At 60.9% G+C, this 26967-nt stretch carries 26 protein-coding genes and 2 pseudogenes; 10 read left to right on the top strand and 18 right to left on the bottom strand.

The genetic code is table 11. The annotated features are described in order from the left end of the window. From ABMA59_RS33495 to ABMA59_RS33510, 4 genes and pseudogenes are all read left to right on the top strand, one after another. Window positions 1-182 (top strand): annotated as a pseudogene (locus ABMA59_RS33495) (hypothetical protein); the annotation flags it as partial. 268 nt (window positions 183-450) lie between these two features. Further along, window positions 451-891: a DUF3489 domain-containing protein gene (locus tag ABMA59_RS33500; protein WP_349009700.1), complete on the top strand. Its 441-nt coding sequence runs from the start codon at window positions 451-453 to the stop codon at window positions 889-891. 5 nt (window positions 892-896) lie between these two features. Further along, window positions 897-1448 (top strand): DUF2924 domain-containing protein, encoded by a 552-nt coding sequence (locus tag ABMA59_RS33505; RefSeq protein ID WP_349009701.1) that lies wholly within the window; start codon window positions 897-899, stop codon window positions 1446-1448. After that, complete coding sequence (locus ABMA59_RS33510) at window positions 1445-3163, top strand: recombinase family protein (protein WP_349009702.1); 1719 nt, start codon at window positions 1445-1447, stop codon at window positions 3161-3163. The genes ABMA59_RS33505 and ABMA59_RS33510 overlap by 4 nt, the downstream gene beginning before the upstream one ends. A 791-nt stretch (window positions 3164-3954) precedes the next feature. Here the strand turns inward: ABMA59_RS33510 and ABMA59_RS33515 are convergent. Then, entirely contained in the window at window positions 3955-4806 is an 852-nt protein-coding gene (locus ABMA59_RS33515; protein WP_349009741.1) for a transglutaminase family protein, read from the bottom strand. A 273-nt stretch (window positions 4807-5079) separates the two neighbouring features. Between ABMA59_RS33515 and ABMA59_RS33520 the strand changes: the two genes are divergently transcribed. The 3 genes from ABMA59_RS33520 to ABMA59_RS33530 all read left to right on the top strand — a co-directional run bounded on the left by ABMA59_RS33520 (window position 5080) and on the right by ABMA59_RS33530 (window position 8129). Further along, complete coding sequence (locus ABMA59_RS33520) at window positions 5080-5967, top strand: transglutaminase family protein (protein ID WP_349009703.1); 888 nt, start codon at window positions 5080-5082, stop codon at window positions 5965-5967. Between the two features lie 68 nt (window positions 5968-6035). After that, window positions 6036-6842, top strand: a complete 807-nt coding sequence (locus ABMA59_RS33525) for a transglutaminase-like domain-containing protein (RefSeq protein WP_349009704.1) — start codon at window positions 6036-6038, stop codon at window positions 6840-6842. Window positions 6843-7058: 216 nt separating this feature from the next. After that, a complete protein-coding gene (locus tag ABMA59_RS33530) occupies window positions 7059-8129 on the top strand; it encodes an AI-2E family transporter (protein ID WP_349009742.1) in 1071 nt (356 codons plus the stop codon). Window positions 8130-8317: 188 nt separating this feature from the next. Here ABMA59_RS33530 and ABMA59_RS33535 read toward each other — a convergent pair whose 3' ends face one another. The 4 genes from ABMA59_RS33535 to ABMA59_RS33550 all read right to left on the bottom strand — a co-directional run bounded on the left by ABMA59_RS33535 (window position 8318) and on the right by ABMA59_RS33550 (window position 9626). Continuing rightward, window positions 8318-8581: a DUF1488 family protein gene (locus ABMA59_RS33535; protein WP_349009705.1), complete on the bottom strand. Its 264-nt coding sequence runs from the start codon at window positions 8579-8581 to the stop codon at window positions 8318-8320. Beyond that, window positions 8578-8913: a hypothetical protein gene (locus tag ABMA59_RS33540; protein WP_349009706.1), complete on the bottom strand. Its 336-nt coding sequence runs from the start codon at window positions 8911-8913 to the stop codon at window positions 8578-8580. The genes ABMA59_RS33535 and ABMA59_RS33540 overlap by 4 nt, the downstream gene beginning before the upstream one ends. Next, entirely contained in the window at window positions 8910-9152 is a 243-nt protein-coding gene (locus ABMA59_RS33545; protein ID WP_349009707.1) for a hypothetical protein, read from the bottom strand. The genes ABMA59_RS33540 and ABMA59_RS33545 overlap by 4 nt, the downstream gene beginning before the upstream one ends. Before the next feature lie 171 nt (window positions 9153-9323). After that, window positions 9324-9626, bottom strand: a complete 303-nt coding sequence (locus ABMA59_RS33550) for a hypothetical protein (RefSeq protein WP_425476029.1) — start codon at window positions 9624-9626, stop codon at window positions 9324-9326. 2 nt (window positions 9627-9628) lie between these two features. On the opposite strand from ABMA59_RS33550, the gene ABMA59_RS33555 reads away from it, so the two are divergent. After that, window positions 9629-9760 (top strand): hypothetical protein, encoded by a 132-nt coding sequence (locus ABMA59_RS33555; RefSeq protein ID WP_349009708.1) that lies wholly within the window; start codon window positions 9629-9631, stop codon window positions 9758-9760. 260 nt (window positions 9761-10020) lie between these two features. Here the strand turns inward: ABMA59_RS33555 and ABMA59_RS33560 are convergent, their stop codons facing one another. From ABMA59_RS33560 to ABMA59_RS33575, 4 genes are all read right to left on the bottom strand, one after another. Continuing rightward, the gene (locus ABMA59_RS33560) at window positions 10021-10917 is read right to left on the bottom strand and encodes a DUF72 domain-containing protein (protein WP_349009709.1); all 897 of its coding nucleotides are present in this window, start codon (window positions 10915-10917) and stop codon (window positions 10021-10023) included. 56 nt (window positions 10918-10973) lie between these two features. Then, window positions 10974-11978 carry an ATP-dependent DNA ligase gene (locus tag ABMA59_RS33565; protein WP_349009710.1) on the bottom strand — a complete coding sequence of 335 codons (1005 nt, stop codon included), beginning with the start codon at window positions 11976-11978 and terminating at the stop codon, window positions 10974-10976. 160 nt (window positions 11979-12138) lie between these two features. Continuing rightward, window positions 12139-13689 (bottom strand): FAD-dependent oxidoreductase, encoded by a 1551-nt coding sequence (locus ABMA59_RS33570; protein ID WP_349009711.1) that lies wholly within the window; start codon window positions 13687-13689, stop codon window positions 12139-12141. A gap of 22 nt (window positions 13690-13711) precedes the next feature. After that, window positions 13712-14218 (bottom strand): YciE/YciF ferroxidase family protein, encoded by a 507-nt coding sequence (locus ABMA59_RS33575; RefSeq protein WP_349009712.1) that lies wholly within the window; start codon window positions 14216-14218, stop codon window positions 13712-13714. 168 nt (window positions 14219-14386) lie between these two features. Here ABMA59_RS33575 and ABMA59_RS33580 point away from each other — a divergent pair, with 168 nt between their 5' ends. Next, complete coding sequence (locus ABMA59_RS33580) at window positions 14387-15280, top strand: SDR family oxidoreductase (protein WP_349009713.1); 894 nt, start codon at window positions 14387-14389, stop codon at window positions 15278-15280. A 22-nt stretch (window positions 15281-15302) separates the two neighbouring features. Further along, a pseudogene (locus tag ABMA59_RS33585) lies at window positions 15303-16068 on the top strand (alpha/beta fold hydrolase). A 40-nt stretch (window positions 16069-16108) separates the two neighbouring features. On the opposite strand, the gene ABMA59_RS33590 reads toward ABMA59_RS33585, so the two are convergent. The 9 genes from ABMA59_RS33590 to glf form a co-directional block, all read right to left on the bottom strand. Continuing rightward, window positions 16109-16975 (bottom strand): transglutaminase-like domain-containing protein, encoded by an 867-nt coding sequence (locus tag ABMA59_RS33590; protein WP_349009714.1) that lies wholly within the window; start codon window positions 16973-16975, stop codon window positions 16109-16111. A 45-nt stretch (window positions 16976-17020) separates the two neighbouring features. Further along, entirely contained in the window at window positions 17021-17344 is a 324-nt protein-coding gene (locus ABMA59_RS33595; RefSeq protein WP_349009715.1) for a SemiSWEET family sugar transporter, read from the bottom strand. 16 nt (window positions 17345-17360) lie between these two features. After that, entirely contained in the window at window positions 17361-17909 is a 549-nt protein-coding gene (locus ABMA59_RS33600) for a hypothetical protein (RefSeq protein WP_349009716.1), read from the bottom strand. A 151-nt stretch (window positions 17910-18060) separates the two neighbouring features. Continuing rightward, the gene (locus ABMA59_RS33605) at window positions 18061-19296 is read right to left on the bottom strand and encodes a glycosyltransferase (RefSeq protein WP_349009717.1); all 1236 of its coding nucleotides are present in this window, start codon (window positions 19294-19296) and stop codon (window positions 18061-18063) included. After that, on the bottom strand, window positions 19286-21550 hold the full coding sequence (locus ABMA59_RS33610) for a glycosyltransferase family 4 protein (RefSeq protein WP_349009718.1): 2265 nt from the start codon (window positions 21548-21550) through the stop codon (window positions 19286-19288). Before ABMA59_RS33610 ends, ABMA59_RS33605 begins: the two co-directional genes overlap by 11 nt. Next, window positions 21547-22641 carry a zinc-dependent alcohol dehydrogenase gene (locus ABMA59_RS33615; RefSeq protein WP_349009719.1) on the bottom strand — a complete coding sequence of 365 codons (1095 nt, stop codon included), beginning with the start codon at window positions 22639-22641 and terminating at the stop codon, window positions 21547-21549. The genes ABMA59_RS33610 and ABMA59_RS33615 overlap by 4 nt, the downstream gene beginning before the upstream one ends. After that, entirely contained in the window at window positions 22634-23638 is a 1005-nt protein-coding gene (locus tag ABMA59_RS33620; protein ID WP_349009720.1) for a Gfo/Idh/MocA family protein, read from the bottom strand. The genes ABMA59_RS33615 and ABMA59_RS33620 overlap by 8 nt, the downstream gene beginning before the upstream one ends. Beyond that, window positions 23635-24720 carry a glycosyltransferase gene (locus tag ABMA59_RS33625; protein WP_349009721.1) on the bottom strand — a complete coding sequence of 362 codons (1086 nt, stop codon included), beginning with the start codon at window positions 24718-24720 and terminating at the stop codon, window positions 23635-23637. The genes ABMA59_RS33620 and ABMA59_RS33625 overlap by 4 nt, the downstream gene beginning before the upstream one ends. Next, window positions 24717-26945 carry a UDP-galactopyranose mutase gene (gene glf, locus ABMA59_RS33630; protein ID WP_349009743.1) on the bottom strand — a complete coding sequence of 743 codons (2229 nt, stop codon included), beginning with the start codon at window positions 26943-26945 and terminating at the stop codon, window positions 24717-24719. The genes ABMA59_RS33625 and glf overlap by 4 nt, the downstream gene beginning before the upstream one ends. Between the last annotated feature and the right edge of the window lie 22 nt (window positions 26946-26967).

Genomic DNA, 26967 nt, shown 5'->3' on the forward strand with positions numbered 1-26967 from the left:
TGTGGGAGGTCTATATCGACATGGAACCGGAGGACGGCTGCCTCTGGGTCTACGGGCCCGACGAACAGCAGATCCCCGCCTTCACAGACTTCGGACTCGAAAGTCTGATCGACTTCATCCGCGAGCACAAAGCCAATCGCGGCGACAGCCAAAACGGCAGCCCACAAGAGCCCGGGTCATAACCGGGCGCTTACCGGCAGAGAGCATTTGGACACTTTGAAAAACTCAAAGTCGCGGAATTTCGACCTCATGAATTCAATGGCTTGATCACTATAATTTGCCGCGCGTCCCTGGGAAGCACAACTGACTGGACTTCCTTGTTCGGGCAAGCATTACTGTTATCGAGGCTGGGCACCGTTGATCGCACGCCGCCAGTCTCTCGGCCCGCCCAGCGGGCTTCCGTCAGTGCTGCGGCCCGAATGGTTCGGGCGGCGACTGACGGAGACTGCGATGAACATCCCTGAACTGATTTTGGCCGAGGGTTTGGCCCCTTCGACCGGCAGCAGCGTCAACCCAGACGTAGCGATGGAGCTGCCTGCTCTCAACGCTGTAAAGGGGCGCGGGAGGCGTGCCGGCAAGACCCCGACACATCAGATTGAGGCAACATCCGGCGAGGTTGCCCAAGACCGGCGACCTGGCGACTTGGACTTGGTCAGATCCGCCAAACCGAAGCCGCCAGTCTCGAAGACGGAAACTTTGCTGAAGAAGCTGCGGAGCGCGAAAGGCGCAACGCTTGAGGCGCTGATGGAGGCGTCCGGCTGGCAGGCGCATTCGATTCGTGGGTTCTTGTCGGGGACCGTCAGGAAGAAGCTCGGCCTGACCGTCGCAAGCGACGTCGGCAAGGATGGCGCTCGCCGCTATCGTATTGAGACGCCGGTCAGGGCTTGGTGAAAGCGATGTCGGCAGCGAATGAACTGGAGAGGGAGATCGCCGCGATCGGCGCTCTCCCACCGGAAGACCTCGCCCGGGAATGGCAGCGGATTTACCAGCATGCGCCACCGAGAAGCCTCAGCCACGATTTGCTGGCCCGCGCCGTGTCCTGGCATCTCCAGGCCAAGCGGTTGGGCGGTTTGTCTGCGGGAACCCGCCAGATGCTGAGGCAACAGACGGAACGCGCCGAGCGTGGAGGCGGGGCCAACAAGGCGAGGGGAGTACGAAAATCGGAACCGGCTCGACGTGATGCCGATATCATCACCGGCACGGCGAGCGCTGCGTCTCTTGATGTTTCGCCCAGTTTGACCTTGGCAAGGACCGGGGTTGCCAGCAAGCCCCGGCGCCGCCTTTCGCAAGGGGCTCGGCTCATCCGCGATTGGAATGGCCGTGCCCATGTCGTCGATGTGATTGATCGCGGCTATGTCTATGACGGCAAGCTCTACTCGTCGTTGACAGCGATCGCCTTTGCCATCACCGGCACACGCTGGTCCGGGCCGAGGTTTTTTGGACTATGAGCGCTGTCCCAAAACTCCGCAGTGCGGTCTACACCCGCAAGTCCACCGATGAGGGCCTCGATCAGGAGTTCAACTCGCTCGATGCCCAGCGAGAAGCCTGTGTTGCCTTCATCGCCTCGCAGGTCGGCCTCGGCTGGAAGCTGGTGCCCGATCGTTATGATGATGGCGGCATCTCCGGCGGTACGATGGAACGGCCGGCGCTGCTGCGGCTGCTCCAGGACATCCGTGATCGCAAGGTGGACGTGGTGGTCGTCTATAAGATCGACCGGCTGACGCGATCGTTGATGGACTTTTCCAATATCGTCGAGATCTTCGATGCCAGCAACGCTTCCTTCGTGTCGGTCACCCAGCAGTTCAACACCACCACCTCGATGGGTAGATTGACGCTCAACGTGCTTCTTTCCTTTGCCCAGTTCGAGCGGGAGGTGACGGCAGAACGCATTCGCGACAAGATTGCGGCCTCACGCAGGAAGGGCATGTGGATGGGAGGCCGCGTCCCGTTCGGCTATCGCATCGAAGGCAAGAAGCTGCTCATCAACGATCGGGAGGCTGGCACGGTCAGGGCGATCTTCGATCGATATCTAGAACTCAAGTCGGTGCCGGCTTTGGTCAGAGAACTCAACAGAGGGGAGGGGCGGTTCGCAGACGCCACAGGAGAGTGGCCAGGAGATTCAGCGCCGACCTCTTCAGTCAGGCACTATCGCTATGGCCAGCTTTATCACGTGCTTTCCAATCCGGTTTACATCGGCAAGGCACGGCATAAGGGACAACTGCATAACGGAGAGCACGCTGCGATCATCGACCTCGCGACCTTCGAGGTAGCCCAAAGCCTGCTTAAACAACTCTCGCCAGACCGGCGATCTCAGACATCGACACCTGACCTGCATCTTCTGACCGGAATCCTGTTCGATGAGACGGGTGATCGGCTGACGCCAACCTCGACGGCCAATCATGGCAGGCGCTATCGCTATTATGTTTCCAACCGCCTGGTGAAGTCGAAGCAACTCGATCCCAGCGGTTGGCGGCTTCCAGCAGCGGAGATTGAAGCGGCAGTTTTGCAGCACTATCGCGCGCTGCTGAGCGACCAACCTCGCATCGCGGAATGGGCAACGATCCATCGTGGCAAGCAGCGAGTGCCTGAAGCGATCAAAGCGGCGACGGAACTGTTGGGGAGCCTCGCGGGAAAGCCGGGACTTGTCTCCGATTGCTGCGCCGACCTCGTCCGTCGAGTGTTCCCGAAGATCACCCTGACATCGGAGGTCATCATCTTCCAGACCGATGCCGCGGCGGTGATCGACACATTGTTGCCCGGCGACAATGCGGTACCCGATGCTTTGCGAAGCAACTCGACCGAGCAACTCTCCGAGGCAATCCCCATCATCGTCCGGCGACGCGGTAACGAGGCACGGATCGTGCTGCCAGGCTCCAATAGCCGAGAGCCGGATCAGAAGCTGATCGATCTCATTGTAACTGCGAATCGCTTGTTGAAAAGACTCACCGATGGATCGGCACGGAGCATCGGCGAACTCGCCAATTCGTTCGCCATGGACAGATCCGATACTCGCAGGGTGCTACGCCTGGCCTTCCTCGCGCCGTCGATCGTCGACGACGTCTTCTCCGGCCGCCAGCCACCGCACCTCACGGCGCGGATGCTGTCTCGCTTCGAAGATCTGTCGTTTGGCTGGAACGAGCAGCATGCTCAGCTCGGCTTCTGACCATGGCCGTCAAGTGCATCCACAAAGATTCAATGGCCATCATTCCTGCAAAAACGGGGACGCGCGGAGGGCGCAAAAGAGACGGCGCCGCCAACGGCCCGAAATCACGCCAAAAGCTGCGTCTCTGCAGGCCACATCAAAGGCCAGGGTCTGCTAAGCCACGGAAAACTCGCAGTTATTCCGAGACGGTGGAGACAGCTCAATTTAGAGAGGACTGGGTGGTGCAGCCACCAGTTTGGATAGAACCCGTCTCGGCTGAAATTCCCTGATAACAGGGAAAAAACAGGGAAAATTCGCAAATTTGCCCGCCACATCGGCTTTTGCGTCAGAAATTAACACGCAAGATCAATGGTTTGGCATAAAATTCCCTAAACGCAAAAACAGGGAATTTGTCCAAACAAACAGGTAAAGTAACAGGCGCCGCGGCAAAATATCAGGGAAACTCCCGGAAAAGCGTTGTCGAAAGCTGGGAACGGATTGTCGTTATCCGAGATAACATTGTCGTCTGGTGGGAACGCATTGCGCAAAGCCGGGAAGACATTGTCGTTTGCCAATTGAGCATTGTCCGTTGTTGAGAAGCGATTGCGCTTAGGCGAGATTGTTTTGTCGTTGGGTGGGATCGGATTGCCGTTCGATGGGACGGCCCTCGATTAATAGACGCAACGCAGTAAATAGACGGGGGCTTGGTGGCCGAAACCTCTTCATGAATGCGCCGGAAGTGCAGGTCGGTCTGCGCAAGCTGGGTTTTACCAGCCCGCATCTGTCGCAAGGCCGAGACGCAATGGCTATGGTTACGGAGTGACGCTGACCTCAACCTCCATGGCGACGAAGTCCTCTGGTGCGCCGACATAGCCACCGACGATCGGCATGATCTGACGGTTGCTGCGGGCGACCGCGACCGGGATCAAACTAGCTCCACCTAGCCGGCGATGCGTCGGGTCGAAGGCGATCCATCCGGCGCCGGGAAGATAGACTTCCGCCCAGGCATGGGTCGAACCGGGATCGTCGGTGCGGGCTTCAGCATCGAACAGATAGCCGGAGACAGCGCGGGCGCCGAAACCGAGATGGCGTACCGCCTCGATGAACAGGGCAGCGATGTCGCGGCAGGAGCCGCTTGCCAGCGCCAGCGTTTCCAGCGGCGACTGCGTTCCTTCCTCGTCGCGGACGCGATACGCCACGGGGCCGAGGACGCCCGCATTGAGATCCTTCAGCAGCGATAGCGTGTCGGTCGTCGCGCCGCGGACGAAGGCGCGTGCCCATCCCTCCAGCCGTCCTTCAAAATCGTCATGTTCCGGAATATGCAACGCGCCAAGATCGGCCAGGTCATCGCGCGAATACTGGAACGGGAAGGAATGTGCCTCCGGGGCAATGCGGAATACTGGCCACGCCTCGGCCAATTGTTCGACGGTCAGATTGCCGGTGATGACCAGTTCGGAGGTCGGCTCCGCGAACGTGCCGGTGGCGATCAGATTGCCGAAGACGTCCTGGGTCCAGTCGAGTTGCGCATCGGGAGAGCAGACAAGCGAACTCGCCAACACGACGACGTCGTGGCTGCTGCGAGGACGGAGTATCATTCGATGGGGCTGGAGCACGACAGGGCGCGCGTAGCGGTAGGTCGTCCTGTGGCGAATGGTCAGCTTCATGCGCCCAGCCGAAAAGCTTTCAGCGGCGCCGTCATTCTCGATAGCACTCTCATTGAAGTCCTCCGGAGTTTTGCTCATTGCATGACAAGGGACAACGCAGTCGTCACATGATTGTTGCTGCGCTGCACAAAAAGTTCGGCAAGAGCGTCCACAGGAGTTAGGGTGCGACGTGGTTGGGCATCGATGCCCATTCCGATCGGAGTGACGGCCGTTCTTCGTCTGTGGCTCAAAAAAAGCGCGTGAAATTCCTGACCTATGGAGGCCTCGGTTCCGATGCCGTTGTTTTCCGTGAACCATTTGACGGTCTATCGCTACCGACGGCCGGTCCGCTTCGGCGAGCACCAGCTGATGTTCCGGCCGCGCGACAGTTACGATCAGAGGCTCCTCGAGGTGTCGCTCAACGTCGATCCTGAGCCGCAGGCCGTTCGCTGGACACATGACGTCTTCGGCAACTGCGTGGCGCATGTAAGCATGTCTGAAATTTCGCAGGAGCTACGTTTCGAGACCAGCATTCGACTGGATCATACACCGCAGGCCGTTCCCGATTTTCGCATCGACGAGAAGGCCCTCCTGTATCCCTTCCGCTATTCCCCAGACGAACTGCCGGACCTGGAAAGCACGATCCGACGACAGTTCGACGACGATGGCGGTGAGGTGGATAAGTGGGCCCGCCAATTCACCAGCGGGAGCAATGCCATCGAAACCGGCGCGCTGCTGATGACGCTATGCTACGCGATCCACGAAGGCTTTACTTACCAGCGCCGCTCCCAACACGGCACGCAGCCACCGCTCGTAACGCTGCGATCGAGACATGGCTCGTGTAGGGATTTTGCCTTGCTGATGATGGAGGCTGTCCGCGCGCTCGGCTTCGCCGCCCGTTTCGTCACCGGTTACATTTACGTGTCAAGCCGCGATGGAAAGCCCAATTTGGGTGGGGGCTCGACCCACGCCTGGTGCCAGGTTTATCTGCCTGGCGCCGGATGGGTCGAGTTCGATCCGACGAACGGCATCGTTGGCAACCGCGACTTGATTAGAGTGGCGGTTGCGCGCGATCCTGCACAGGCCGTTCCGCTTTCCGGGAGCTATTATGGAAAGGCCTCGGACGATCTCGGAATGACAGTCCAGGTCAATGTCACAACTGAAGGACATGTCGATGCCTGAGCGATCACATCATAAAGCAACTGGGTGAATTCCCAGGCGTTGATGGAGTCAGCAAACCAGGGGGCATCATGAAAATCCGCGCCGGTTTCACTCTTGCCTACCAATGCCCCCAGCCGACCCAAATGCTGCTCGTGCTCGATGTTCATCCCTCGCGCCGGCCTGATCTTCTCACCGATGCGACCATCCGCTTTGATCCTCCGGTCGAGGCGCGCGGCTATATCGACGGCTTCGGCAACGCCTGCACCCGCATCACCGCACCGGCAGGGACCATCCAGATTTCGTCAGAGTTTCTTATCCATGACAGCGGCCGGCCGGATGTCGTGGCGTGGGATGCCCTCCAGCACGACATCAAGGACCTCCCCGACGACGTGCTCGTTTTCCTGCTTGGCAGCCGCTATTGCGATACCGATCGGCTCGGCGATTTTGCCTGGGCCAACTTCTCAAACACTCCACCCGGCTGGGCGCGGGTACAGGCCATCTGCGACTTCGTCCACAGCCACATCGCCTTTAACTACCAGAACGCCGACGCATTGCGCACCGCCTACGGCGGCTTCACCGACAGGACAGGCGTGTGCCGCGACTTTGCGCATCTCGCGATCACGCTGTGCCGCTGCATGAACATTCCGGCGCGCTATTGCACAGGCTATCTGGGCGACATCGGCGTTGCGCCCGTCCCCGATCCCATGGATTTTAGTGCCTGGTTTCAAGCCTATCTCGGCGGCAACTGGTACACTTTTGACGCGCGCCACAACAAGCCGAGGATCGGCCGGATCCTCATGGCGACCGGCCGCGATGCCACGGACGTGGCGCTTTCGACCAGCTTGGGCCAATCGCAACTGGTAAGGTTCGAGGTTGTCACAGACGAAGCAACTTAAGCCGCGGTCGCCTAAGCGAGCGGACTGCCGTGACGCCCGCTCTTGCCTTGGGCGAAGCCCTCTGGTCGTTGCGACTCTAGCCTTACGCCCAGTCAGCCAGCGATGGCCGAGGTAGTGGCGTGCCAACCAGCCAACTCTTATAGTTTGGTGGGTTCAAGGCAAGCATTTCCCGGAGGATTTTGAGGCTGCCGAGGACCTAATGGGGCTGCAAGACGCATAATGGTATTTGACCGACCAGTTGAGCAGATCTTGGGAATTGGCGCACTCGTGCTTCTAGGCGTCGGCTGCATTGTTGTTCTCTGGCCATTCCTCTCTGCCCTGATTTGGGCGGCTGTGCTCTGCTTCTCCACCTGGCCAATCTACATCTGGTTCGAGGGAGTTTTGGGAGGAAGGAGGACGCCTGCAGCGCTTCTTATGACACTCCTTGTAGCAGCTATCGTCGTGGCTCCCTTTGCTATCTTGGTGGCAACACTGGCCGATAGTGTGGCGACCGTAGCCCAGGCGGTGAACCGACTTCTTGAGCAAGGCCCACCCGCGCCGCCTGCCTGGGTAGCCGAAATCCCGTTCATAGGAGAGCGTCTCGCCCTCTATTGGCAGGGTCTCGCCTACAATGCACCTGCCTTCCTCGTCGAACTGACGAAGCTGGTCCGTCCCGCGACCGACATCGCGGTAGCCAGCGGTGCCGTTCTGGGCGTCGGACTCCTGGAACTGGTCCTAAGCGTGTTCATCGCGTTCTTCTTTTACCGGTACGGGCGCCAGATGGCAGCTTCCGCGCGCGGCAGTTCCGAGCGGATCGGTGGCACTCGCGCCCGCCATCTGCTTTTGGTTGCCGGATCAACAGTCACCGGGGTGGTCTACGGTGTAATCGGGACGGCTATTGCGCAAGGACTGTTGGCCGGGCTCGGGTTTTGGATAGCTGGTGTGCCTCAGGCCCTGCTGCTCGGCTTCATCACCTTTCTTCTCTCCTTCGTGCCCGCCGCCCCTCCGCTAGTTTGGGGGTCTGTCGCGGTGTGGCTGTTCTTTCAGGGCGAGGTTGGCTGGAGCATCTTTGTCGCGGGTTGGGGTCTGCTGCTGGTGAGCAGCATAGACAACCTGTTGAGGCCCTATCTTCTCACGCAAGCGAACAGTCTGCCCGTGTTGCTCAGTTTCTTCGGCTTCCTCGGCGGCATTTTGGCCTTCGGCTTCATCGGCGTATTCCTCGGCCCGGTGCTGTTGGCTGTTGGATATAGCCTGTTTCTCGAATGGCAGGCGACGGACAGTCAAGAGAGGCAGCCTCATGTTGATTGATCGACTCCCAGATGTAAGAGCCGCTTGATCGTTAGGTCGATACGGCACGTCGGGTGTGGTGAATGTGGTCTCCAGCCCCGTTGTCGGCAGCACCGTCTTCGAGGACCGAGGGCAGACGCACCAGAGCAGTCGGCTTGCAGTTAGGGTCTACGAAATCTCCTGGGCGTAGCGGATCAGCACCTTTGCCTTTACCGGAAATCGGCAGCGGTAAGGGTGTAAGAATTACGGCGGCCATGCGAATAGGCCTCTCGCGCGACATCGTGAATCGAACCACGCGCAGTATCGAAAGCCGCAAGAAAGTCCTTTTCGGACAACTGCGTCCTGCCGGGCTTTGCCAGAGCTGCGGTTTCTACAAAAAACGGCACTGCAAACATGCCGTCATGCCCGATAAAGCGAACAGCGCTGCGAGCTGCGTCGAAGCTGCGGCTTGGATTGAGAAATTCGAGGGTCACTGGCGGCAATCCTCTATTCCAAATGGTGCGGCTTGGAAGCATGTCATCAGGCTACGCCCATCTCGGCGGCGCGCTTCGTTGCGGCGATTGAGCGACAGCATACCGTCGGTTGCAGCTTTTCGGCTGAGGCCGGTCATCGCGCTGCCGTCGATGCGCGCCGGGATCCCGGTGAAGACATGGTAGACGGTCCAGGAGCGATCCGCTTCGACGCGGCGGCCATAGTGATGGTCCAGGAAGTCGTGGCCGTTCGCGCCACCCTCATTTTCCCATCTCTCGATGCCGAGGTCAGCGATCGTTTCTGTCGGCACTGTGTGGCTGTTGTCGACTTTCATGGGCTTGTCCTCTCTTCATTGGGCACGTCGGCCTCAAGTGTGCCGGCATAGAGCACCGCGCCTGCCGCATCGGTGATCGTCAGTGCGTCAGGTCGTTGCGGCATATTGAGCGTTTGCGAAAGTCGTCTCGCGACTTCCATTGCGTCGTCGAAATCTGCAGCTTCGGCAGTCTCCCTGCCGACGACGGCGTGAGCGTTGTCTCTGTGCCGCGTACGGTAGAATTCGATCACGATCTGCATCGCCATCCTTCCTCGCCCGCAGGAGCCTTACAGACTCAGTTACTGCCCTTGCCGCGGGGTCCATTGGCATTTGCGGCAACCTTGATCTGGTTCCCGAAGCTGCTTTCAGGCTTTGGTGTGGCCTTCTCCTGTTTTGGCTTTCTGACCTCGCGATTGCTTCGTTTCTGGCCTTTAGCCATGTCCGAACGTCCTTTCGATGAGAGTTGCGCCACTGCCGGGCTGCGATATGTCGACCGGCTCGAGGCTGTCTTGCGTCGTCACCCGCTCATGACGCTCGTCATCGTTGCGGATGCGATACTGAAGCGAATCTCCTCGTGGCGGCAATGTGCCGGTGATGCGGTAGATTTCTGCATGTTGAGGCAGCTTTCCAAATCCGCCTCTCAACCGGACAGCCTGCCCAATGGTGAAGAGATGGATAGGAGACTCGTGGCGGGCGGGGCGGGCTGCTGGCCGGATGGAGTTCGTCGATATCATGATTGCTGGCGATCCTTTTCGACTGCGGCGCCGAGATCAGCAGGATCGATCGGCGCCATCTGATGTGTGTGGCCATCAATGCCGATGGCCGGCAGGTCAATAAAGGCGCCTACACGTCTCCAGGCGAGGTGTGAGGATACCCAGTCAACAATTGAGAGCGGCACGCGTGTCTCGAGGCTATGACGAGAAAGCCCGACTGGCGTAACTGCCCCAAAACAAACCGGGGGTGAGCGATGGCGCTGCTCTCGGTGCCACGCGCTGTGTTACACGTCCTCCAAGCTGCATTTAATGTATGCCGCGGAAGCCACTATCTACTGGTTTGCGTATAGGCGGATTGGTCCGGACGCCGCTTCGCGCCTTGATAGCAAATCTCCGAACCGACATCCGCGGTGGATCAATAGAAGCTTGATTGCTCGAGCAGTCGACGCATGGTTAGAGCATTTGTTGGGGCAAAGCCATCATAGTCGTTGTTGAAATAAACCCATGCTCTCCGCGCACCGCTGTCCTTAATCCTCTCGGCCCATTCGGCCAGCTCGGCCTCCGAATAGAAATGCCGGTACCACCGCTCCGGACCATGCATTCGCAGATAGACGTCGTCGGCTGTGCGAACCAAAACGTCGGGTAGCCGAGGACCACTGCAGGAGCAGAATATCGTGCCAGTCTCTCGGAAGGCGGAATAGACCATCTCGTTCCACCAACTGGGGTGACGAAACTCAACCACGTTGCGTCGGTTATGATCAAGCTGGCTAAGAATCGCTTTAAGCCTGTCATCGGTGAAGCGGAAACTGGGCGGCAATTGAAACAGAAAACAACCCATGCGATCGCCGAGAATGTCGGCGATCATCCCAAAATCCTCTACCAAGGCATCGGTGCCTTCGAACCTTTTGATGTGCGTGATCAGCTCGCAGACTTTTATTGTGAAGACGAACTCGCGCGAACCAGTCTGTCGAAGCCAGTTCTTAACATTTGCGACGGTCGGCCATGAATAGAAGGAGGAGTTTATCTCGACGGTGTCGAATTGCTGCGAATAGCGATTGAACCAGTCGGATGTCGGCATTTCAGCGGGGTAGAAATTTCCCCGCCATTTCCAGTAGAACCATCCGGAGCAGCCCACATAGGCGGAGTTTGCCAACACCACTGCCGATTCACTGGGCTCTTGCGCCGCCAAACGCGCAAGGTGCATCTTTTCAGCGCGCCCGATATTCTCTTCCCGCTCCTTCTCGCGACGCAGCTTGCGCCGCTCCCGTCGCTCTTCGAGCCCGACGTCTTTCTTGGGGGCGGTGACGTTCATTGCGTTGCTTTCCCATTTCAGCGGCGAGCATGACCGGCTGGTCAGATTCAAGCTGGTTAGCTCAACTGGTCGAATGTGCATTGGCGGGGTGCCTTATCCGGGCGCCACCGCAGCAGCTTCGTGCCATGCCGGAAACGGTTTCCCGTGACATGGTCGAACCGTACTTCCACCACCAGTTCCGGCCGCAGTGGTTCCCATTCGCCGCTGCGCTCCGTGCTCCAGCGGCTTGGGCCGCCTGGCGCGTTGCCCGTAAAACCCGGAGGCTCGCGCAACGCCTTAAGGCGCTCGGTCAGCGCTGCACGTTCACCGTTGGCCAGGGTCGAGGTAAAGCCGACATGGTCGAGCTTGCCGTCCTGGTTATAGAGACCGAGCAGCAGGGACCCGACCTCTTGACGATCGGCAAGGTAGCGGAAGCCGCCAACGACGCAGTCTGCAGTGCGGATCTGCTTGACCTTCACCATGGCGCGCTCGCCCGGGAGATAGGGACCATCAACCCGCTTCGCGACAATGCCGTCCGTGTTGCCGCCGGCACCCTTCAACCAGGTCTGAGCCTGGTTTTGGTCCATGGTGACGGGAGACAGTTCAACGCCTGGGGTCGCTGAAGATTTGACGAACGCCTCCAAAGCGACGCGGCGGGCCGACAGCGGCCTCTCGACTAGAATCTCCCCGTCGGTGTCGGCCAGCATGTCGAAAAGCATAAATTTGGCTGGCGTTTCTGCCGACAGCTTGCGAATGCGGCTCTCGGCCGGGTGCAAACGCATCTGCAACGCATCGAAGGAATATTCGCCAAAGCGTTCGATCAGGATTTCGCCGTCGATGACGAATCGTGCCGCCGGAAGGCTGCGCAGGCGATCGAGCAGTTCTGGAAAGTAGCGCCCCAACGGCTTTCCGGACTTGGCGCGAATGTCGACCGCATCGCCCGATTTGAAAGCGAGGCAGCGAAAGCCGTCCCACTTCGGCTCATACTGCCAGCCCCCGGCCTCGACAGGAATTAAATCGGCGAGCTTGGCCTCCATGGGCGCCACGTCGACCGGAAGGAGAAATCGGGCGGGAGCGCTCATCACGCGCCCCGCTCAGCGGGTGACTTTCCAGAGGTCGAAGTGTGGTCCCCTGCCGCCGGGGCGAGGTCTTCGGTCCGCAGCGCCGATCTCGGCCCCGCCGGGTGCCGAACTGGACCTTGCCCAATCCCCGCGTTCATGGATGCGGGTGTGCTGGTGCTCATCACAATCGCATCGCATCGTCGACAGGCGCCAAGGGAAGCACCGCTGGCCCGTTCAGAACCGTGCCATCGGGAGCAAAATGCGAGCCATGGCACGAGCAGTCCCAGCACTGCTCGGTCGAATTCCAGGCGACCACGCATTCCGAATGCGTGCAGGTGGCCAAGTGCTGATGGAGCTTTCCGTCGAGATCGCGACACGCGGCAATCCTGCGCAGGCCGTCACGAAGAATGCCACCTTGACCAGGTCCGATTTCGTCCACGGACTTCAGCTCGCCAGGCAACATATATCCGGCGAGATTTTTAACCACGGATAGGTTTTCTCGGACGTAATTGAAGACGCCAGAGGGCGTCTTGCGCGACGGGTCATAGACCGCCGTCCATGGGTTCTCCTTACCCGTAATCAAATCCTTCAGGAGCAGGCCAGCTAGAGCGCCATGCGTCATGCCCTGGCCGGAGTCTCCGGTGACGACATAGACCGACTTGCTGCCGGGATTGAGGCCGATGAACGCGCAATAATCGATCGTATCGAGGACCTGTCCAGACCAGCGGGTAATCTCTTTGCCCAGCGTTGGCACCAAGGCTCGGATCCAGGCCTCGACTGCCTCGAAGCGAATGTCGCCGTCATCGGCTTCGCCGGATTTGTGGTCGGCGCCACCGGCGATCAGATAGTCGACCGATCCCGGCCCCGGGTTCATTCGCACGTAGTGATAAGGATCGCCGGTGTCCCAGAACAACGCATCTGGCAGATCGCCGCGCGACAGGGTGAAAGCCATTGCATAGGTGCGATAGGGCGACATCTTGGTGTGAAGCTGGAAGCGATCGTTGATCGGCGAATTCGTGGCAACGACCGCCGAAGCCGCTTCGATCACGCCGTCATTTGCCGTGGAGACACGCACGCCGCCATTCGGCAATTCCTCGACGGCGATCACGGGGCTGTTGGCGAAGATGCGGTCCCCTTTGTCGCGGATCGCTGACGCTAAGCCACGGAGATATCGCAGTGGATGGAAAGTGGCCTGGTTGGGATAGCGGAGCACTGGTGCCTTCTCTAAGCCTTTGAGCGGCACACCGGTCACGAGCTCGGCGGCCGCCCCGACCTGTCGTGCCGCATCGAATTCCTGCCGGCGCTGATCGCGGGCTTCCTTTGGCTGGACGCCCATCGCCGGGAACAGGAAGGCGTCCAGCCGGCGGAAATTGCAGTCAATGCCAAGCTGAGTGACGTTCTCCTCGATGCGCGCGACGGCCGCCTCCTGGCTTTCCTGGAAGAGCCGCGCGGTTTCTTGGCCGCGCAGATTGATGAGCGTGCTCAGGCCGTCATCGCAAATTGGCGCCAGGTGAGCTGTCGTTCGCGAAGTCATGCCGCCGGCAATCGGCCCGCGATCGATGATGATCACCTTCTGGCCGATGCTGGCGAGTTCGGAGGCAACCGACAGCCCGGCGATACCGGATCCGATGATCACGGTATCGCAGCTCTTCTTTCCCGAGAATTTCGGCGCGTCAGGACAGACCTCGGCTCGCATCCAGAGCGATCGGGTCCGTTCGCCAAGCGCGTTCATGTCGTAGACCCCGGGCGGCCGGTCAACTCGACGCCTTCTCGTTGACTTTTCGTTCGGCGATCGTGGTCAGCTTTTTGTCGGCCGCCTTTTCCTCGTTGAGCGTCGTGGTGAGAAGTGTGGCAACGGCCTCGTTGCCACTCTCCTGCGCCCACGCGACCAGCGTTCCGTAGCGAGTGATCTCGTAGTGCTCCACGGCTTGCGCCGCGGCGATGAGTGCGGCGTCAAGGACGTTTTTCTCGGCCACTTCGCCGGCGATCTCATTGGATTCCTTTATGATACCGTCGATTGCCGGGCAGGTCGTGCCCTTCGGCTTTTCGCCGATAAGCTCGAAGGCTTGCTCGAGCCGCTGCACGTGCTTTTCCGTTTCGGCGAGGTGTGCCCCGAAGGCAGCCGTCAGGTCGCGGTTGGTCGCTTTATCGACCATGTAGGGAAGCGCCTTCAGGATCTGCTTTTCGGCATAGTAGATGTCCTGAAGAACGTGCAGGAACAGATCCCCCATCGTCTTGATGTCTTTCGTAAACAGACCCACGGCGCGCTCCTGGATTTGGATTTGGACAGGGTTTGTTGAGAACGCGCGGCGCGAGCGCCCGTTCCGGCCACTAACCGCGGGCGCGTCGCAGGAACGATTGCCTTCGTCCGTCGTTGCGACGTGTCGGACAAATGTCCGGCCAATCTCCCAAATTAATGGAATATCGTCATGACCGATCGCCCGCCGCTTCAGGATCCTCGCAAGCAATATCCAGCGCCGCCGTTTCCCGAGCAACCACAACCCTTGCCGGGCATTGCCCGAAAAATGGACCCCGTCCCCGACCATGGCGAGGAGAGCTATCGTGGTTCCGGCCGGCTGCAGGGGCGCAAGGCGCTGGTGACCGGTGGGGATTCGGGAATAGGGCGCGCGGCGGCGATCGCTTTTGCCCGCGAAGGCGCGGATGTCGCGATATCCTACCTGCCGGAGGAAGAGGCGGACGCCAAGGAAGTCATCGCTATCATCGAGGAGGAAGGGCGTACATCCATCGCACTGCCGGGCGACATCAAGGATGAGGCGTGGTGCCGGGAGCTGGTGGAAAAGACCGTCACCGGCCTGGGCGGTCTCGATATCCTGGTCATCAATGCCGGCCGACAGCAGTACCGGAAGAAGCTCGAGGATCTGTCGACCGACGACTTCGACAAGACGATGAAGACCAATCTCTACGCGCTCCATTGGATCGCCCAGGCGGCTGTCCCTCATATGCCGGCCGGCGGTTCGGTGATCACCACAGCTTCCATCCAGGCCTATCAGCCTTCACCGATCCTGCTTGACTATGCTACGACGAAGGCCGGCATCGTCGCTTACACCAAGGCGCTCGCGAAGCAGCTTATCGAGCGGAGTATCCGCGCCAACGTCGTCGCGCCCGGCCCGGTCTGGACGGCGCTACAGCCGAGCGGCGGGCAGCCGGACGAAAAGGTCAAAAAGTTCGGAGAGGACAGCGACTTCGGCCGGCCAGGCCAACCGGTGGAACTGGCGCCGGTTTTTGTGCTGCTCGCTTCGGCGGAGGCGAGCTTCATCAATGGGGAGGTCTACGGTGTGACCGGCGGCAAAGGAGTCGCCTGAGGGGTTCCGCGGGCACACCGGCATGTTCGAAGGCTTCAAGCTGGAATTCATCGATGTGGGCGAGGCGGTACTGCGCGTCCGTCATGGCGGCTCCGGCCTTCCGGTTCTCCTCCTCCACGGTCATCCGCGCACGCATACGACCTGGCACCGCGTTGCACCGCTTCTGGGCGCTGATCACACCGTCGTCTGTCCGGATCTGCGCGGCTTTGGACAGTCATCGAAGCCGGCTGACACACCGAATCACGCGAGCTCGTCAAAGCGCGCAAAGGGCGCGGATTGTGTCGCCTTGATGCAGAAGCTCGGATTCGAGCGTTTCGCGATCGTGGGACATGACCGCGGCAGCTACACGGCCTTCCGCGCGGCGATGGATCATCCCAAGGCGATTACCCATCTGGCGGCACTGGACGGTGTGCCGATCATCGAAGCGCTGGAGCGGTGCGACGTCGGCTTCGCCTCGGCTTGGTGGCACTGGTTCTTTTTTGCGCAAGCCGAGAAGCCGGAACGCGCCATATTAGCAAATCCCGAGCTTTGGTATCCAGGCACACCGGAGCGGATGGGAGAGGAGGCCTACGCGGCGCGCCGGGCGGAAAGTGCAGTGCCCGACGCTGGCGCTTTGGTCGCTGCGTGATGATCTCGAACAGCTGTACGGCGATGTTCTCGGCGTCTGGCGACCATGGACCACACGGCTAGAAGGACGCGGACTGGACTGCGGTCACCACATGGCGGAGGAAGCGCCGGATGAACTGGCAACCGAACTGCGCCGGTTTCTAAACGAGGCTGGAGAATAGTCGGCTTCCCAACCCCTCTCACTGACGAAGGTAATTTCGTTCAATTTGCGCCAGCGTTCGGCGCGGTCTCCTCGGTCGAGATTGCGTCGGTCGTTCGACCCGGCAATTCGGGAGATCCATCGGCGTGGTCGATGGTGATCTTGACCGGACCGGCCTCGATCTCGCCAAAGGGCGAGGCGAACGCGATCTCAGCAGCGTCCCGGCCGACGCCGATCCGAACCAGCCCGTCTAGATTGGCTTGTCGTGTCCCATCGAAGAGCCACCAGCGGCCGTCAAGATATGCCTCGAATACCGCATGGAAGTCGCGCGGCTCCAGCCCGTAGGCATAGCAGCTCACGAAGCGCGCCGGAATATTGAGGGCGCGGCAGAATGCGATGCCGAGATGGGCGAAATCACGGCAAACTCCCGCCCTGAGCAGGAGGCTTTCGTCGGCAGTGGTTTGTTCGTTCGACGAGCCGCGACGGTAGTCGATATTGTCGTAGAGCCAGTTGCAGATCGCGGTGACGCGGCTGTGACCCTTTGGCAAATCGCCAAACTCGCGACAAGCAAATGCAGATAGCCTGTCCGAGGGGACGAACCGCGACGGCAGAAGAAAAGGCATGATGTCGAGCGGGATCGCGTCGAGCGGAGTTTCACCGATCGTCGCCGGGTCGGCGCGAAAGACATCGAGGGTGACATCGGCCTCGTAGACGATCTTCAACGGGCCGGGCTGCGCCGAAACGCTCACATAGCGATTCTGTATGTCGGGAACCGTGTAAGTCCGACGCGGAAGGTCTGGTGTGACAGTCAGCCACTCAACCAGATCGTGATGCCTGAGCAGCCTCGCCACTTCAAGGTTGAAGATGAAGACGGTGGGCGCTTTCACCTCATAAGAGAGATCACACCCCAGGCGATAGCGTACGGTCACGACAGATCCCCAGTCATTGAGATCGGCACTGCCGACTGACTCACATCACCGCTCACGATCACCAGTGCGTTTCGTGGTGGGATCGATAGCGTCGGCGACGGCTGCCTTCTTGCCCCGTGGTAGCACGGTCATCAGCAGGATGAACGCGGAAAGGATGAGACAGACAGCGGTGGTGATGATGATGATGGGCCACTCGTCTTTCATCAACCCGAATGTCAGCCAGAGCGCGAAACCAGAAACTGTGAGCGCGAACATTGGTGCCGAGATGCTGCCAGTGTCACGTGTCTTGATGAATTTCCACGCCTGCGGGGTGAAGCTGGTCATCGAACAGAAGGCTGCGAGGTATCCGATGATGGTGACCGTTTCCATGAATGCCGAGCCCGCGTTAGGAGCGAGCGGGCATATCCGCCCGTTTGAGATCCGATACCCGGACGACGCCGTGCTGACCGATGAAGGTCAGCGTCGAATCCGTGCTCTGCGCTTGCGACACGCCGGAGATCCGATGGTTGCCGGTCTCGTAGGCCGTAATCTGGCCACGATCGTCGATGACGAGGCGACGCATCTCGGGAAACACTGCATAGCGCATATCATTTTGCGATCCGACGGAAGAAGGAACACCAAGCTCTTGGGGCCACCATGAACCGGCGTTGCGAGTGCTGTCAGAATGATAACTGACAGTGCGACCATCACCCCGGTCCTCAGGGTGGTCGCGCAGGTATCTCGACAACTCACCGGCAATGGCATTGAGCTTTGCTTTAAGGCTGTCGTTGAACATGTCGCCGATCATGGTCATGCCGGAAGACCATTGCGACATCCCGCCGAAGTCGGCGTGGCTGAACTGGGCCATGGTTCCGCCACCGCGGCGCAAGGCATTGAAGACCGCCCTCACAGCGTCCTCGGAAACGCCGTGCTCACGCGCGAGCCTCGCAGTCACTTCAGCTTCTCCCCGTGCACTCGCCATAAATGCTTCCTCATAGTTTTGTTACGACAGACTACCCGCAGACAGGGACTGCCATCTCGCCAAGGGGTAGCACTGTCGAGAATTTTGCTTCAGTATGATTGGTATCCTGGGAAACTGCAGTTCCTTAGTGTTCGCGTTGGCAATTTGGGCCAACCATGACGCCAGTTCGGTCTGCTGCAAGGGCGGCCTTGTGCTTTTGCGCATCTTCCACCACCGTCGCGAAACGTTTGGCTGAGTGTGGCCAGGACCAGTTGCGCAGAACTGTCTCGCGCGGACGGAAATCGTCGAGGTTTGCCAGCATCGCCTGCAGAACAGCCGAAAACTGATCTTGCCCCGCCGACCGGCCAGTTGGCGGCGTGATGAACTGCAGGCCGCAGGTGAGGCGGGAATTGGCGAGCACGGGTAGGCCGGCCAGCATGTACTCCGTAAGAATAGCAGGCGCGCCGTCTTCCTCGCCGCAGACGACGCCGACACGGGCAAGGTTCATCAGACGGTTGACTTCAGCAAACCCCACACCCGGCGGCCCCACGAAGTCGACGGAAATGCCGAGTTCGCGGACGCGCGCCCGCAGAGCGTCGCCGAGTTCACCATAGCCGCAGACGCAGAGTGCCCGCGTCGAGAAGGGCATCTGCGCCAAGGCGTCGAATAGCACCTCATGCTTCTTATAGGCCTGCGCGGCAGCGACGTAGACGACGTCGTAAATCTTTTCGAGGGGAAGCGGGAAGAAGGTTTCCGGCGACGCGAATTCCGGGCCGATGGGCATGATCGCCGTCAGCATGCCGGGATGACGGCGCTCGACTTCCTCGGACTGCCATTCGGCGCCGGTAAGCACGATGTCGAAATGCCGGCCGACATCGTCGGACACGCGCAGCGCCGGCGCGTCGATCGAATTGTAGATCCTGACGCTGGTGGAACAGGCTTCCAGAATTGACGCGTCAACGCCCAGCCCCCAGACGCAGAGAATGTCCGGCGGTCCGAAGGCCGCTATATGGCCAAGCATATCCGTGGAGGAAAACGGGCGGCTGCCGGGATCGTCGGGCCGGAAGGAGCGTCTGGTCAGCCCCGGCGGCTCGACTGACCATGGCGGGAGCGTGGGCTGGGCCGAGAAAGACCATATTTCGGCCGTGTCGCACAGTCCTTGCCGCACGGCGGCAAGCGGCAGGCGTTCGAGATAGCCTCCGACCACGGCGGGTTTTTCTGAAATGTCCAGACCGTATGCCGTTCCCGGTGCGGGACCGCGCTCGCCCGAACGCCATGAGGCGGCTGCCTCTTCGAGCGATGCGACTTGGCTCGGCATCAACCAGCCGTCGCAGAAATCGCTGATCACGACGATGCGCCTCGGGTGCCTGTCATGCGGCATCGGCCGCCCCGGGACAACTGCGCTCGTTGTCCTGCCGCGAGCGTTCGATAGCCGCTGCCAGCGGCGCGTGCACCTCGCGTCGGCCGTTCGACAGGCGGCTTGACAAGAGCCCGCTCGGGCAATCGCGATCGTCCTCCCAGCCGACATGGTCGATGATCGGATAGAGGCAGATGCCTTCGACCGGCACGCCGACGGCACGCGCGGCCTCGACCTCTTCGGTGATCATGGAGAACCAGGCGGCACGGCCATCGCCCTCGGTCCCGGTCTCGGCGACGAGCAGCGGACGACCGTAGCGGGCGTAGGCCTCGGTGAGAAAGTAGCGAAAGGGCTTGGACTGCGGATGGCCGGCGGCGACAGGCGGCCCGCCGAACAGCCACTGATTGTCGTGGTAGTAGTTGAGGCCGACGATATCGAGCAGCTTCGCCTCGCCTCCGAGCTGAGGCCAGAGGCGCCCGGAAATCAGGTCGAAGGCCTGGAACTGTGCCAGCCGCGCACCCTCCGCCTCGCCACGCTGAAGCGGTCGGGACGGGTCGGCTGCGATGTTGATCGCTGGTTCGCAATGCACGAAGCGCGCGCGTGGATCGATGGCCAGGATTTCGTGCATCGCCCCGATAGCCGCGCGCGCGAGTTGGACCTTCAGTTCGAAGCCGCGCCCGCGTGCCCAAGGATTGAGATAGGCCGCATCGCCGCCGCCCCAGGCGTGGAACGATATCTCATTGATGGGGCAGTAGAACGGGATTTCGCTCGTCTCATCGCGAACGGTTTTCGCGGCGGCTGCCGCGAAGCGTGCGAAGCGGTCGGCGAAAGCTGACGACCAGATGTCGAGGTCGTCCGGCCAGCCATAGTGCATCAGGTCCCAGACCACCTGGCTGCGCTGTCCCTTCGCGGCTCGCAGCATCGGCAGAAAGCTCGACCAGTCATAATTGCCGGGCTGCCGTTCGATCAGATGCCAGCGCAGGCCGTCGCGGACCGTGCGGATCCCATGTTCGGAAAGCTGCGCATAGTCGGCAGCGGCGTGGCGGTCATGGCCCGTGGCCGCAAGCAGGTCGAGGCGGTGCCCGTCGCGACGCTTGTGGGTGGAGCATTCGAAACCGCCCTGGAGGAAGCTGGCAAGCAGCGACGGGGCTGGCGCGGGCTTGCGCTCCCGCAGCACGTCCTCGAACAGTGTCTGCCATTGCGGCACGACGACCTCGGCGGCGTAGATGGCCTGCACCTTGTCGCACAGCGCGCGGCCGAGACGCGCGCGCAGCATCGGATCGCCGGCCAGCCGCTCGATCGCCGCGGCCGCGTCAGCAGGAGATTCATGCGGCACGAAGAGACCGGAGACGTCGTGCTCGATCTGCTGCATCGAGCCGTTGTCGGCGGTCGCTATCACCGGCAGACCCGCCGCCCCTGCCTCCGCTATGACATGCGGCATACCTTCGCCGCGCGAGAGCCAGACGGAGGCGTCCATCGCGACAAGCAGCGCCGGCACGTCGTCGCGGTCCCCGAGAAATGTCAGCGCACCGGAAAGACCGCGAGCGACGGCAAGCTGTCGCAATGTCTCGGCGTACTCGGGCATGAAGGCGTCCGGTCCGCCGATAACGACGAAACGCACAAGGGGTAGCCGAGCGTGGACGAGCGCGGCGGCCTCGACAAAATCCTCGACGCGCTTCTTGGCGTCTAGTCTGCCGACCCATCCGACCAGCAGCCCATCGTCGGACACGCCGAGGCTTGCTCGCATGCGGACGCGATCAAACGGCGCGAATTCAGACAGGTCGACCATGGAGGGAATTTCGAGCGCGTGGCGTTCGCGTCCCGGCATTCGTGAAGCCGCGGCGTCCTGGATCGACCGGCAGACGCCGACATAGCGGCTGGTGAAATGCTTGGGGCCGGCCAGGGCCTCGGAAACCAGGCCGCCATGCTCGATTAACGGCGGACGCCAGTAAAGCTTTTCAAGGGCGGGGTAAATATCGGCGACGTTCTGGCAGGAGACGACCACGTCATATGCCGGGACTTTGTTCGCGAGATAATCGACCGTGTCCTCGAAGGAGAGGTCGTAAGGCGTGCAATCGACATCGACGCCGAGCGCTTCCAGCTGACGGTGGGTCTGGTCCGGCATGCCGGTCTTGCGGAAGCACGCCACGACATCGATGCGGTAGCGCCGAGGATCGAGCGCGCGGGCAAGCAGCCGCACTTCCGTCTCCTCGCCACCGACCACCAGCCAGGCGAAGACGAACAGGATGCGGACTGGCTCGGGGGTCTCGCCCGTCATTCGAAGCTGAACACGATCTGGAGGAATTCAGGACGGTCGGACACCAGGCGCGTCAGGAAAGTGGGCGCCTCATCGATTGGCACGACATGTGTGATCATCTCGCGACGGATCCCCTCGCCATGTCGTTCCAGGAGCATGAGCGTCTCGGCCGATAGCCGGCGTCGGTCCCATAGATGCGCGAGCCCGCGCGGCACCCGGCCGATCTGGGCGCAGCGAAGCGACAGGCCGTTATGGTGGAACTCTTCGCCGAGCCGCGTTCGGTCCGCGCCACCCTGGTAGAAGGCGAGGTCGATGACCGTGCCCTGTGGTCGCAACGCCCGCAGCGCGTCGTGCAGGCTTTCGGATCGCGCGCGCGTCTGGAACACGAAGTCGGCACCGCGATCCCGCCCGCCCTGATGCCAGCGCGCTTTGGCATGCTGCCATGCTTGATCCTCCGTCATCGCCCTCACACCAAGCGCTTCGGCCTTCTCGCGCCGCCAGGCGGACGGTTCGGCGAGGATGATCTCTGCGCCAGCATCCTGCGCGAACAGCGCGGTGAGCAGGCCGACCGTCCCTCCGCCGACAACGACGACCGGACGCCCATCGAGGCTTTCCCCCAGATGCCGCACGTCCGGCCCGAAGATTTCCGCATCCGCATGCAGGATGCCATTGGCGGCGATCGGCCCCATCTGCGCGACGAAGATGCCGAGCATCGGGTCGATGCCATCCGGCATCGCGACCAGCAACTCATGGAAGGGGTCGGCGGTGTGGCCCGATTTGTGGCCATAGCTTGCGGCGACGACGTCGCCGGCGCCGAAGCCATCCGCGCGGCTCTCGGTGATGCGCCCGACCTCCATGTAGCCGAGGAACGGCACGGGAAACCGCGCGCTCGGCTCGCCCTCGACGAACACACCGCGCTCGCCATCCCAGCGCGACCGCAGATAGGGATTGGTGTCCTTCAGGAAAGTCAGCTCCGTGCCGGCGGAAAAGCCACTGTAGAGCGCGTCGAGCCGAATCTGCCCGTCCGATGGCGGTCCTTCCTCATAAGAGAAGAAATAGGGCCTTCCCGGTGTCTCGACGCCGAGCGAACGAATGGTGCGATGGTCAGGCATCGGCCATCCCCATGACCGGCTTGATTAGGACCGGCTGGCCGGACACGGCGGATTGTGCGATCGCCAGCGCGACATGGTGCGTCTTCAACGCTTCGCCATAGCGGCAGCGTATGCGGTTCGGCAGCCCGCACACGGCGTCGAGGAAATCGCGGTCCTCGCGCTCAACCGGGTCGCCTTCTGCATGCCGCATGGGGCGACCGCGCCCGACATCGACCATGATCTCGTGATCCGACAATTCGATTGCCATGCGGTCGGAAAAAAGATGAATTCCGGTGCGATGCGGCCAGCCCAGCAGGCAGGTCGCGGACAGCGTGCCGACCGCGCCTGATGCGAAGCGCAGCGAGACTGCAGTGGCTGTCGCAATGTCGAGACCCGGAAAATCGTGGCGTTCAGCCGTACGGGCACCCAGCGCATAGACCTCGGTCACCTCGCCGACGAGATGACGGACAAGATCGATGACGTGGGTCGCCTGCTCGACGATCTGGCCGCCGGACCGGTCCTGCCGCCACCACCATTGCGGGGGCGGCGTCTGGTCGAGCCAGTAACCGTTGATCAGCGCGGCGGGATTTCCTGCCAACAGGCCCCGCGCTTCCTCGACCGTGTCGAGATAGCGCCAGTGGTAGCCGACACCAGTTACAATGCCATGGTCTTCAACCTTTCTGGCAATGTTTTGAGCAGATGCGAGGTCAAGTGAGACGGGCTTTTCGACGAAAAACGGCAGGCCGGCGTCGATGACAGCCACTTCAATGTCGCCGTGAGCGAACGGCGGCACGCAAATATAGACCGCGTCCAGACTTTCCCTGTCGAGGAGATCTGCATGGGAATTGTAAGCATTGGCTCCGAGCTTTCCAGCGAGTTCCCTCGCCCGACCGAAGTCGGCATCAGCCACACCGACAATCGCGACATCGTTCATCTGAGACAGCACGCCGACATGTCGCGCAGCAATACCTCCGGCGCCGATGAAGCCTATCTTCAACCCTTCGCGTTCGACGTTCATGCTACGCACATCCTTTCGCTCGCCGCGCGGTATAGCGATGCCGTTTCCTGGCCCATACGCGTTGCGGTAAACCGTTCCTCAAAGCGTTTGCGTTCTGTGTAACCAACGGCCTGGCTTGTGGCTCCTTTGGCGAGAGCCGCGACGATTGCGGCGGCAAGCGGCGACGGCTCGCCGGCAGATACCAGAAAGGGATGGTCGCTACCCAAGGCCTCGATGGTGCCGCCGATGCGGGTTGCGACGACCGGCAAGGCAAGCGCCATCGCCTCCAACACCGCAAGGGGAAGACCTTCAAACAGCGACGGCAGCACGAACAAGTCGGCCGCTGCGAGCAGATCCGGCACGTCCGTGCGTTTGCCGAGGAACGCGACGTTGGATAACTCCAAGGACGTGGCCAATATCTGCATGGCCTCCCGATCAGGCCCGTCGCCAACCAAGAGAAAAACAACATCCTGCAGTTCGCGCGTCACTTCCTCAGCCGCGCGCAACAGGCAAGCATGACCTTTTTGCGCAGTGAAGCGCGCAACAGTGATTACGATCTGCGATTCGTCGGCGATGGCCAACGCTGCGCGGGTTTGGCTGCGTGTTCTACGCGCCACCGGCGTGTCGATGCCGTTGCGGATGGTCAAGGTATGGGCGAAACCCTGGGCCAGGTAGCTCTCTGCCGCGGCATCTGAAACGACGACGAGCGTGTCCGCTAGGTTCGCCGCTATGCGATGGCGGGATTTTTGATCTGGATCTGTGAGCAGGTATGGGAGGTGCTCAGTGCGTACGACAGGAATGCCTACGTTCCAACCTGCTTCCACCAAATCATGGCCTTCCCAGCCGATGCCGGCATGGACGTGAAGGATTGCTGGACGCAGCGTTTTGAGCCATCCGGCAAAGGCGTCGTCCAGCCTAACGGTTTCAAAGCCTGCCTCGCTGCCACGGCTTATGAAGCGAGCCGCGTCGTTATTGGGAGGGAAGACGAGCGCGATATCATGCGTGGGTGAGAGCGCTCTTGCGAGCGTAAGCATGTGCTCGCCCACGCCGGAAGGCACCGCGCTGTCCGTGGCCAGCGCGATCAGGGGCCGATCGCTGGTCATTCTGCTGCCGCAGTCCAATTTTCGGCCGCCATGGCCTCGGCCTTCTCCAGTCGCCGGAACGTGGCAAGGGCCTGCCCGACGACCTGGTCCATGTTGTAATATTTATAGGTGCCGAGACGTCCGACAAAGATGACATCGTCGTGCGTGCGTGCCAGCGCCTCGTATCGCTTGTAGAGCGACTGGTTCTCTGGCCGCGGGATCGGGTAATAGGGGTCACCGTCGGCGCGAGCGTATTCGTATGAGATGCTGGTTTTTGCGTGGCTCTGGCCAGTGAGGTGCTTGTATTCGGTGACGCGGGTGTACGGCACGTCCTCGGATGGGTAGTTGACGACCGCGACCGGCTGAAACTGCTCCTGATCCAGCGTTTCGTGGCGAAATTCAAGACTGCGATAGGGCAGCGGCCCGAACCGATGGAGAAAAAAGGCGTCGATCGGCCCTGTGAAGATGGTGCGGCGCGCCAGTTTTTCGCCGTCCAGATCTCGGTGATCAACCCCAGTCTCGACGCGAATGTTGTCGTGGTAGAGCATATTCTCGAAAAGACGCGTAAAGCCGTCTGCCGGCATTGCCTGATAGGTGTCGAGGAAATAGCGGTCGTCGGTCGATGTGCGAGTCGGGATGCGAGCCGTCACGGATTTGTCAAGCTGCGAGGGATCGAGTCCCCATTGCTTGCGCGTGTAGCCCTCGAAGAAAGTTCGGTAGAGGTCAGTGCCCACTTGGCTGACGACCACATCTCGCGATGTGCGGATGTCTGCTACCGGCTCGGCCCGGCTTGCAAGGAAGTCGGCAGCGGCAGCCTCATCCTTCAGATCGAGTCCATAAAGTCCATTCAGCGTCGTGCGGTTGATAGGAATCGGTATGAGCCTTCTGCCTACGTCGGCAAGTACGCGATGTTCGTAGGGACGCCAGCGCGTAAATCGGGAGAGATAGGCAAAGATTTCCTCACTGTTGGTATGGAAGATGTGCGGTCCGTACTTGTGAATGAGAATGCCGGCTTCATTGCGCATATCGAATGTGTTGCCCGCGATATGCGGGCGACGGTCGCAGAGGAAGACCCGCTTGCCGGACGTAGCTAACCGCTCGGCTAGTACCGAACCGGCGAAGCCTGCACCGACGACGAGATAATCGTAGGGTGCTGCGCCGGTCGGCCGAAAGATAACCGGCTTCGCTGGGGTGCTAACCATCTCGCTTTTCTTCGCGATGGCTTCGTCGACCAGCGCTGACATGTTCAGGAAAGTATGGTCCCAGGAGGTGCGGGCCAGAAGTCTGTCGACCGCCGGAAGCCAGGCATTGCGATTTCTCGACAACGCAAGTGCCTGCTCGCAGGCTGCAATGAAGGCATCGGTGTCGCCGGCAATCAGGACGCCCTCAACATCGCCATAGTGGCGTACGACGTCTGGAACGGGTGTGGAAACCACGGGTCTGCCTGCCGCCAGATATTCCGGCGTCTTGGTCGGGCTGATGAAACGCGTCGCCTCGTTGATCGCAAAGGGCATCAATGCCACGTCCCAACTGCCCAGGCATGCGGGAAGTTCGGCATAATCCTTGCGACCGGGATAGTGGATATTTTTCGCCTGAGGCAGCGACAGTGGGTCGATCTTGGCGATCGGCCCAACCATGACCATCGACCAGTCTGGCCGCGCCACGGCCAGCTTTGCGATAAGGTCGAGGTCGATACGCTCGTCGATAACGCCGTAATAGCCGAGAACAGCCCGTGATTTGGCTGAGTTGGCGGAAGCGGCGGCACTCGAGCGCGCGGCGACGAAATGCGCAAAGTCGACGCTCGAGGGGAAGGCATGGATGTTGCCATGCTGATACCGCTTTGCTTCATAGATACTATGGCCTCCGGTGAAGACGACGTCGGCGTGCTGCATCAAAAGCTTTTCGCGCGCGCGCAGATCGGGAGGCGCGAAGCGGAAAGCCGACAGTTCGTCCATGCAGTCGTATACCACTGCTGCGGCATCGATATGCTGTGCAATCGGATACATGACCGGTGTGTAGAACCACAGGATCGGCCGCTCGGCACCGGTCAGCGCAAGTAGTTGGTCAAGCAGGCGCGACAGCGCGGCTTGAAGCCGTTCACTCTGCCATGCATGTGGGATACGTGGCCGCACGGCAACGACTTCCGTACCGTCGAAAGCGTGGAATTCGAGATAGGGCAGGTGATGGTCTGTCGGGATGTGCTCTTCCCAAAAGAACACCCGGCGGTGATTCGAAAATCGCTGCATGAGATGCTGCGGCCGCTGAAGA

The organism is Mesorhizobium yinganensis (assembly GCF_040081985.1).
In the GTDB taxonomy this organism is placed as follows: Bacteria; Pseudomonadota; Alphaproteobacteria; order Rhizobiales; family Rhizobiaceae; genus Kumtagia; species Kumtagia yinganensis.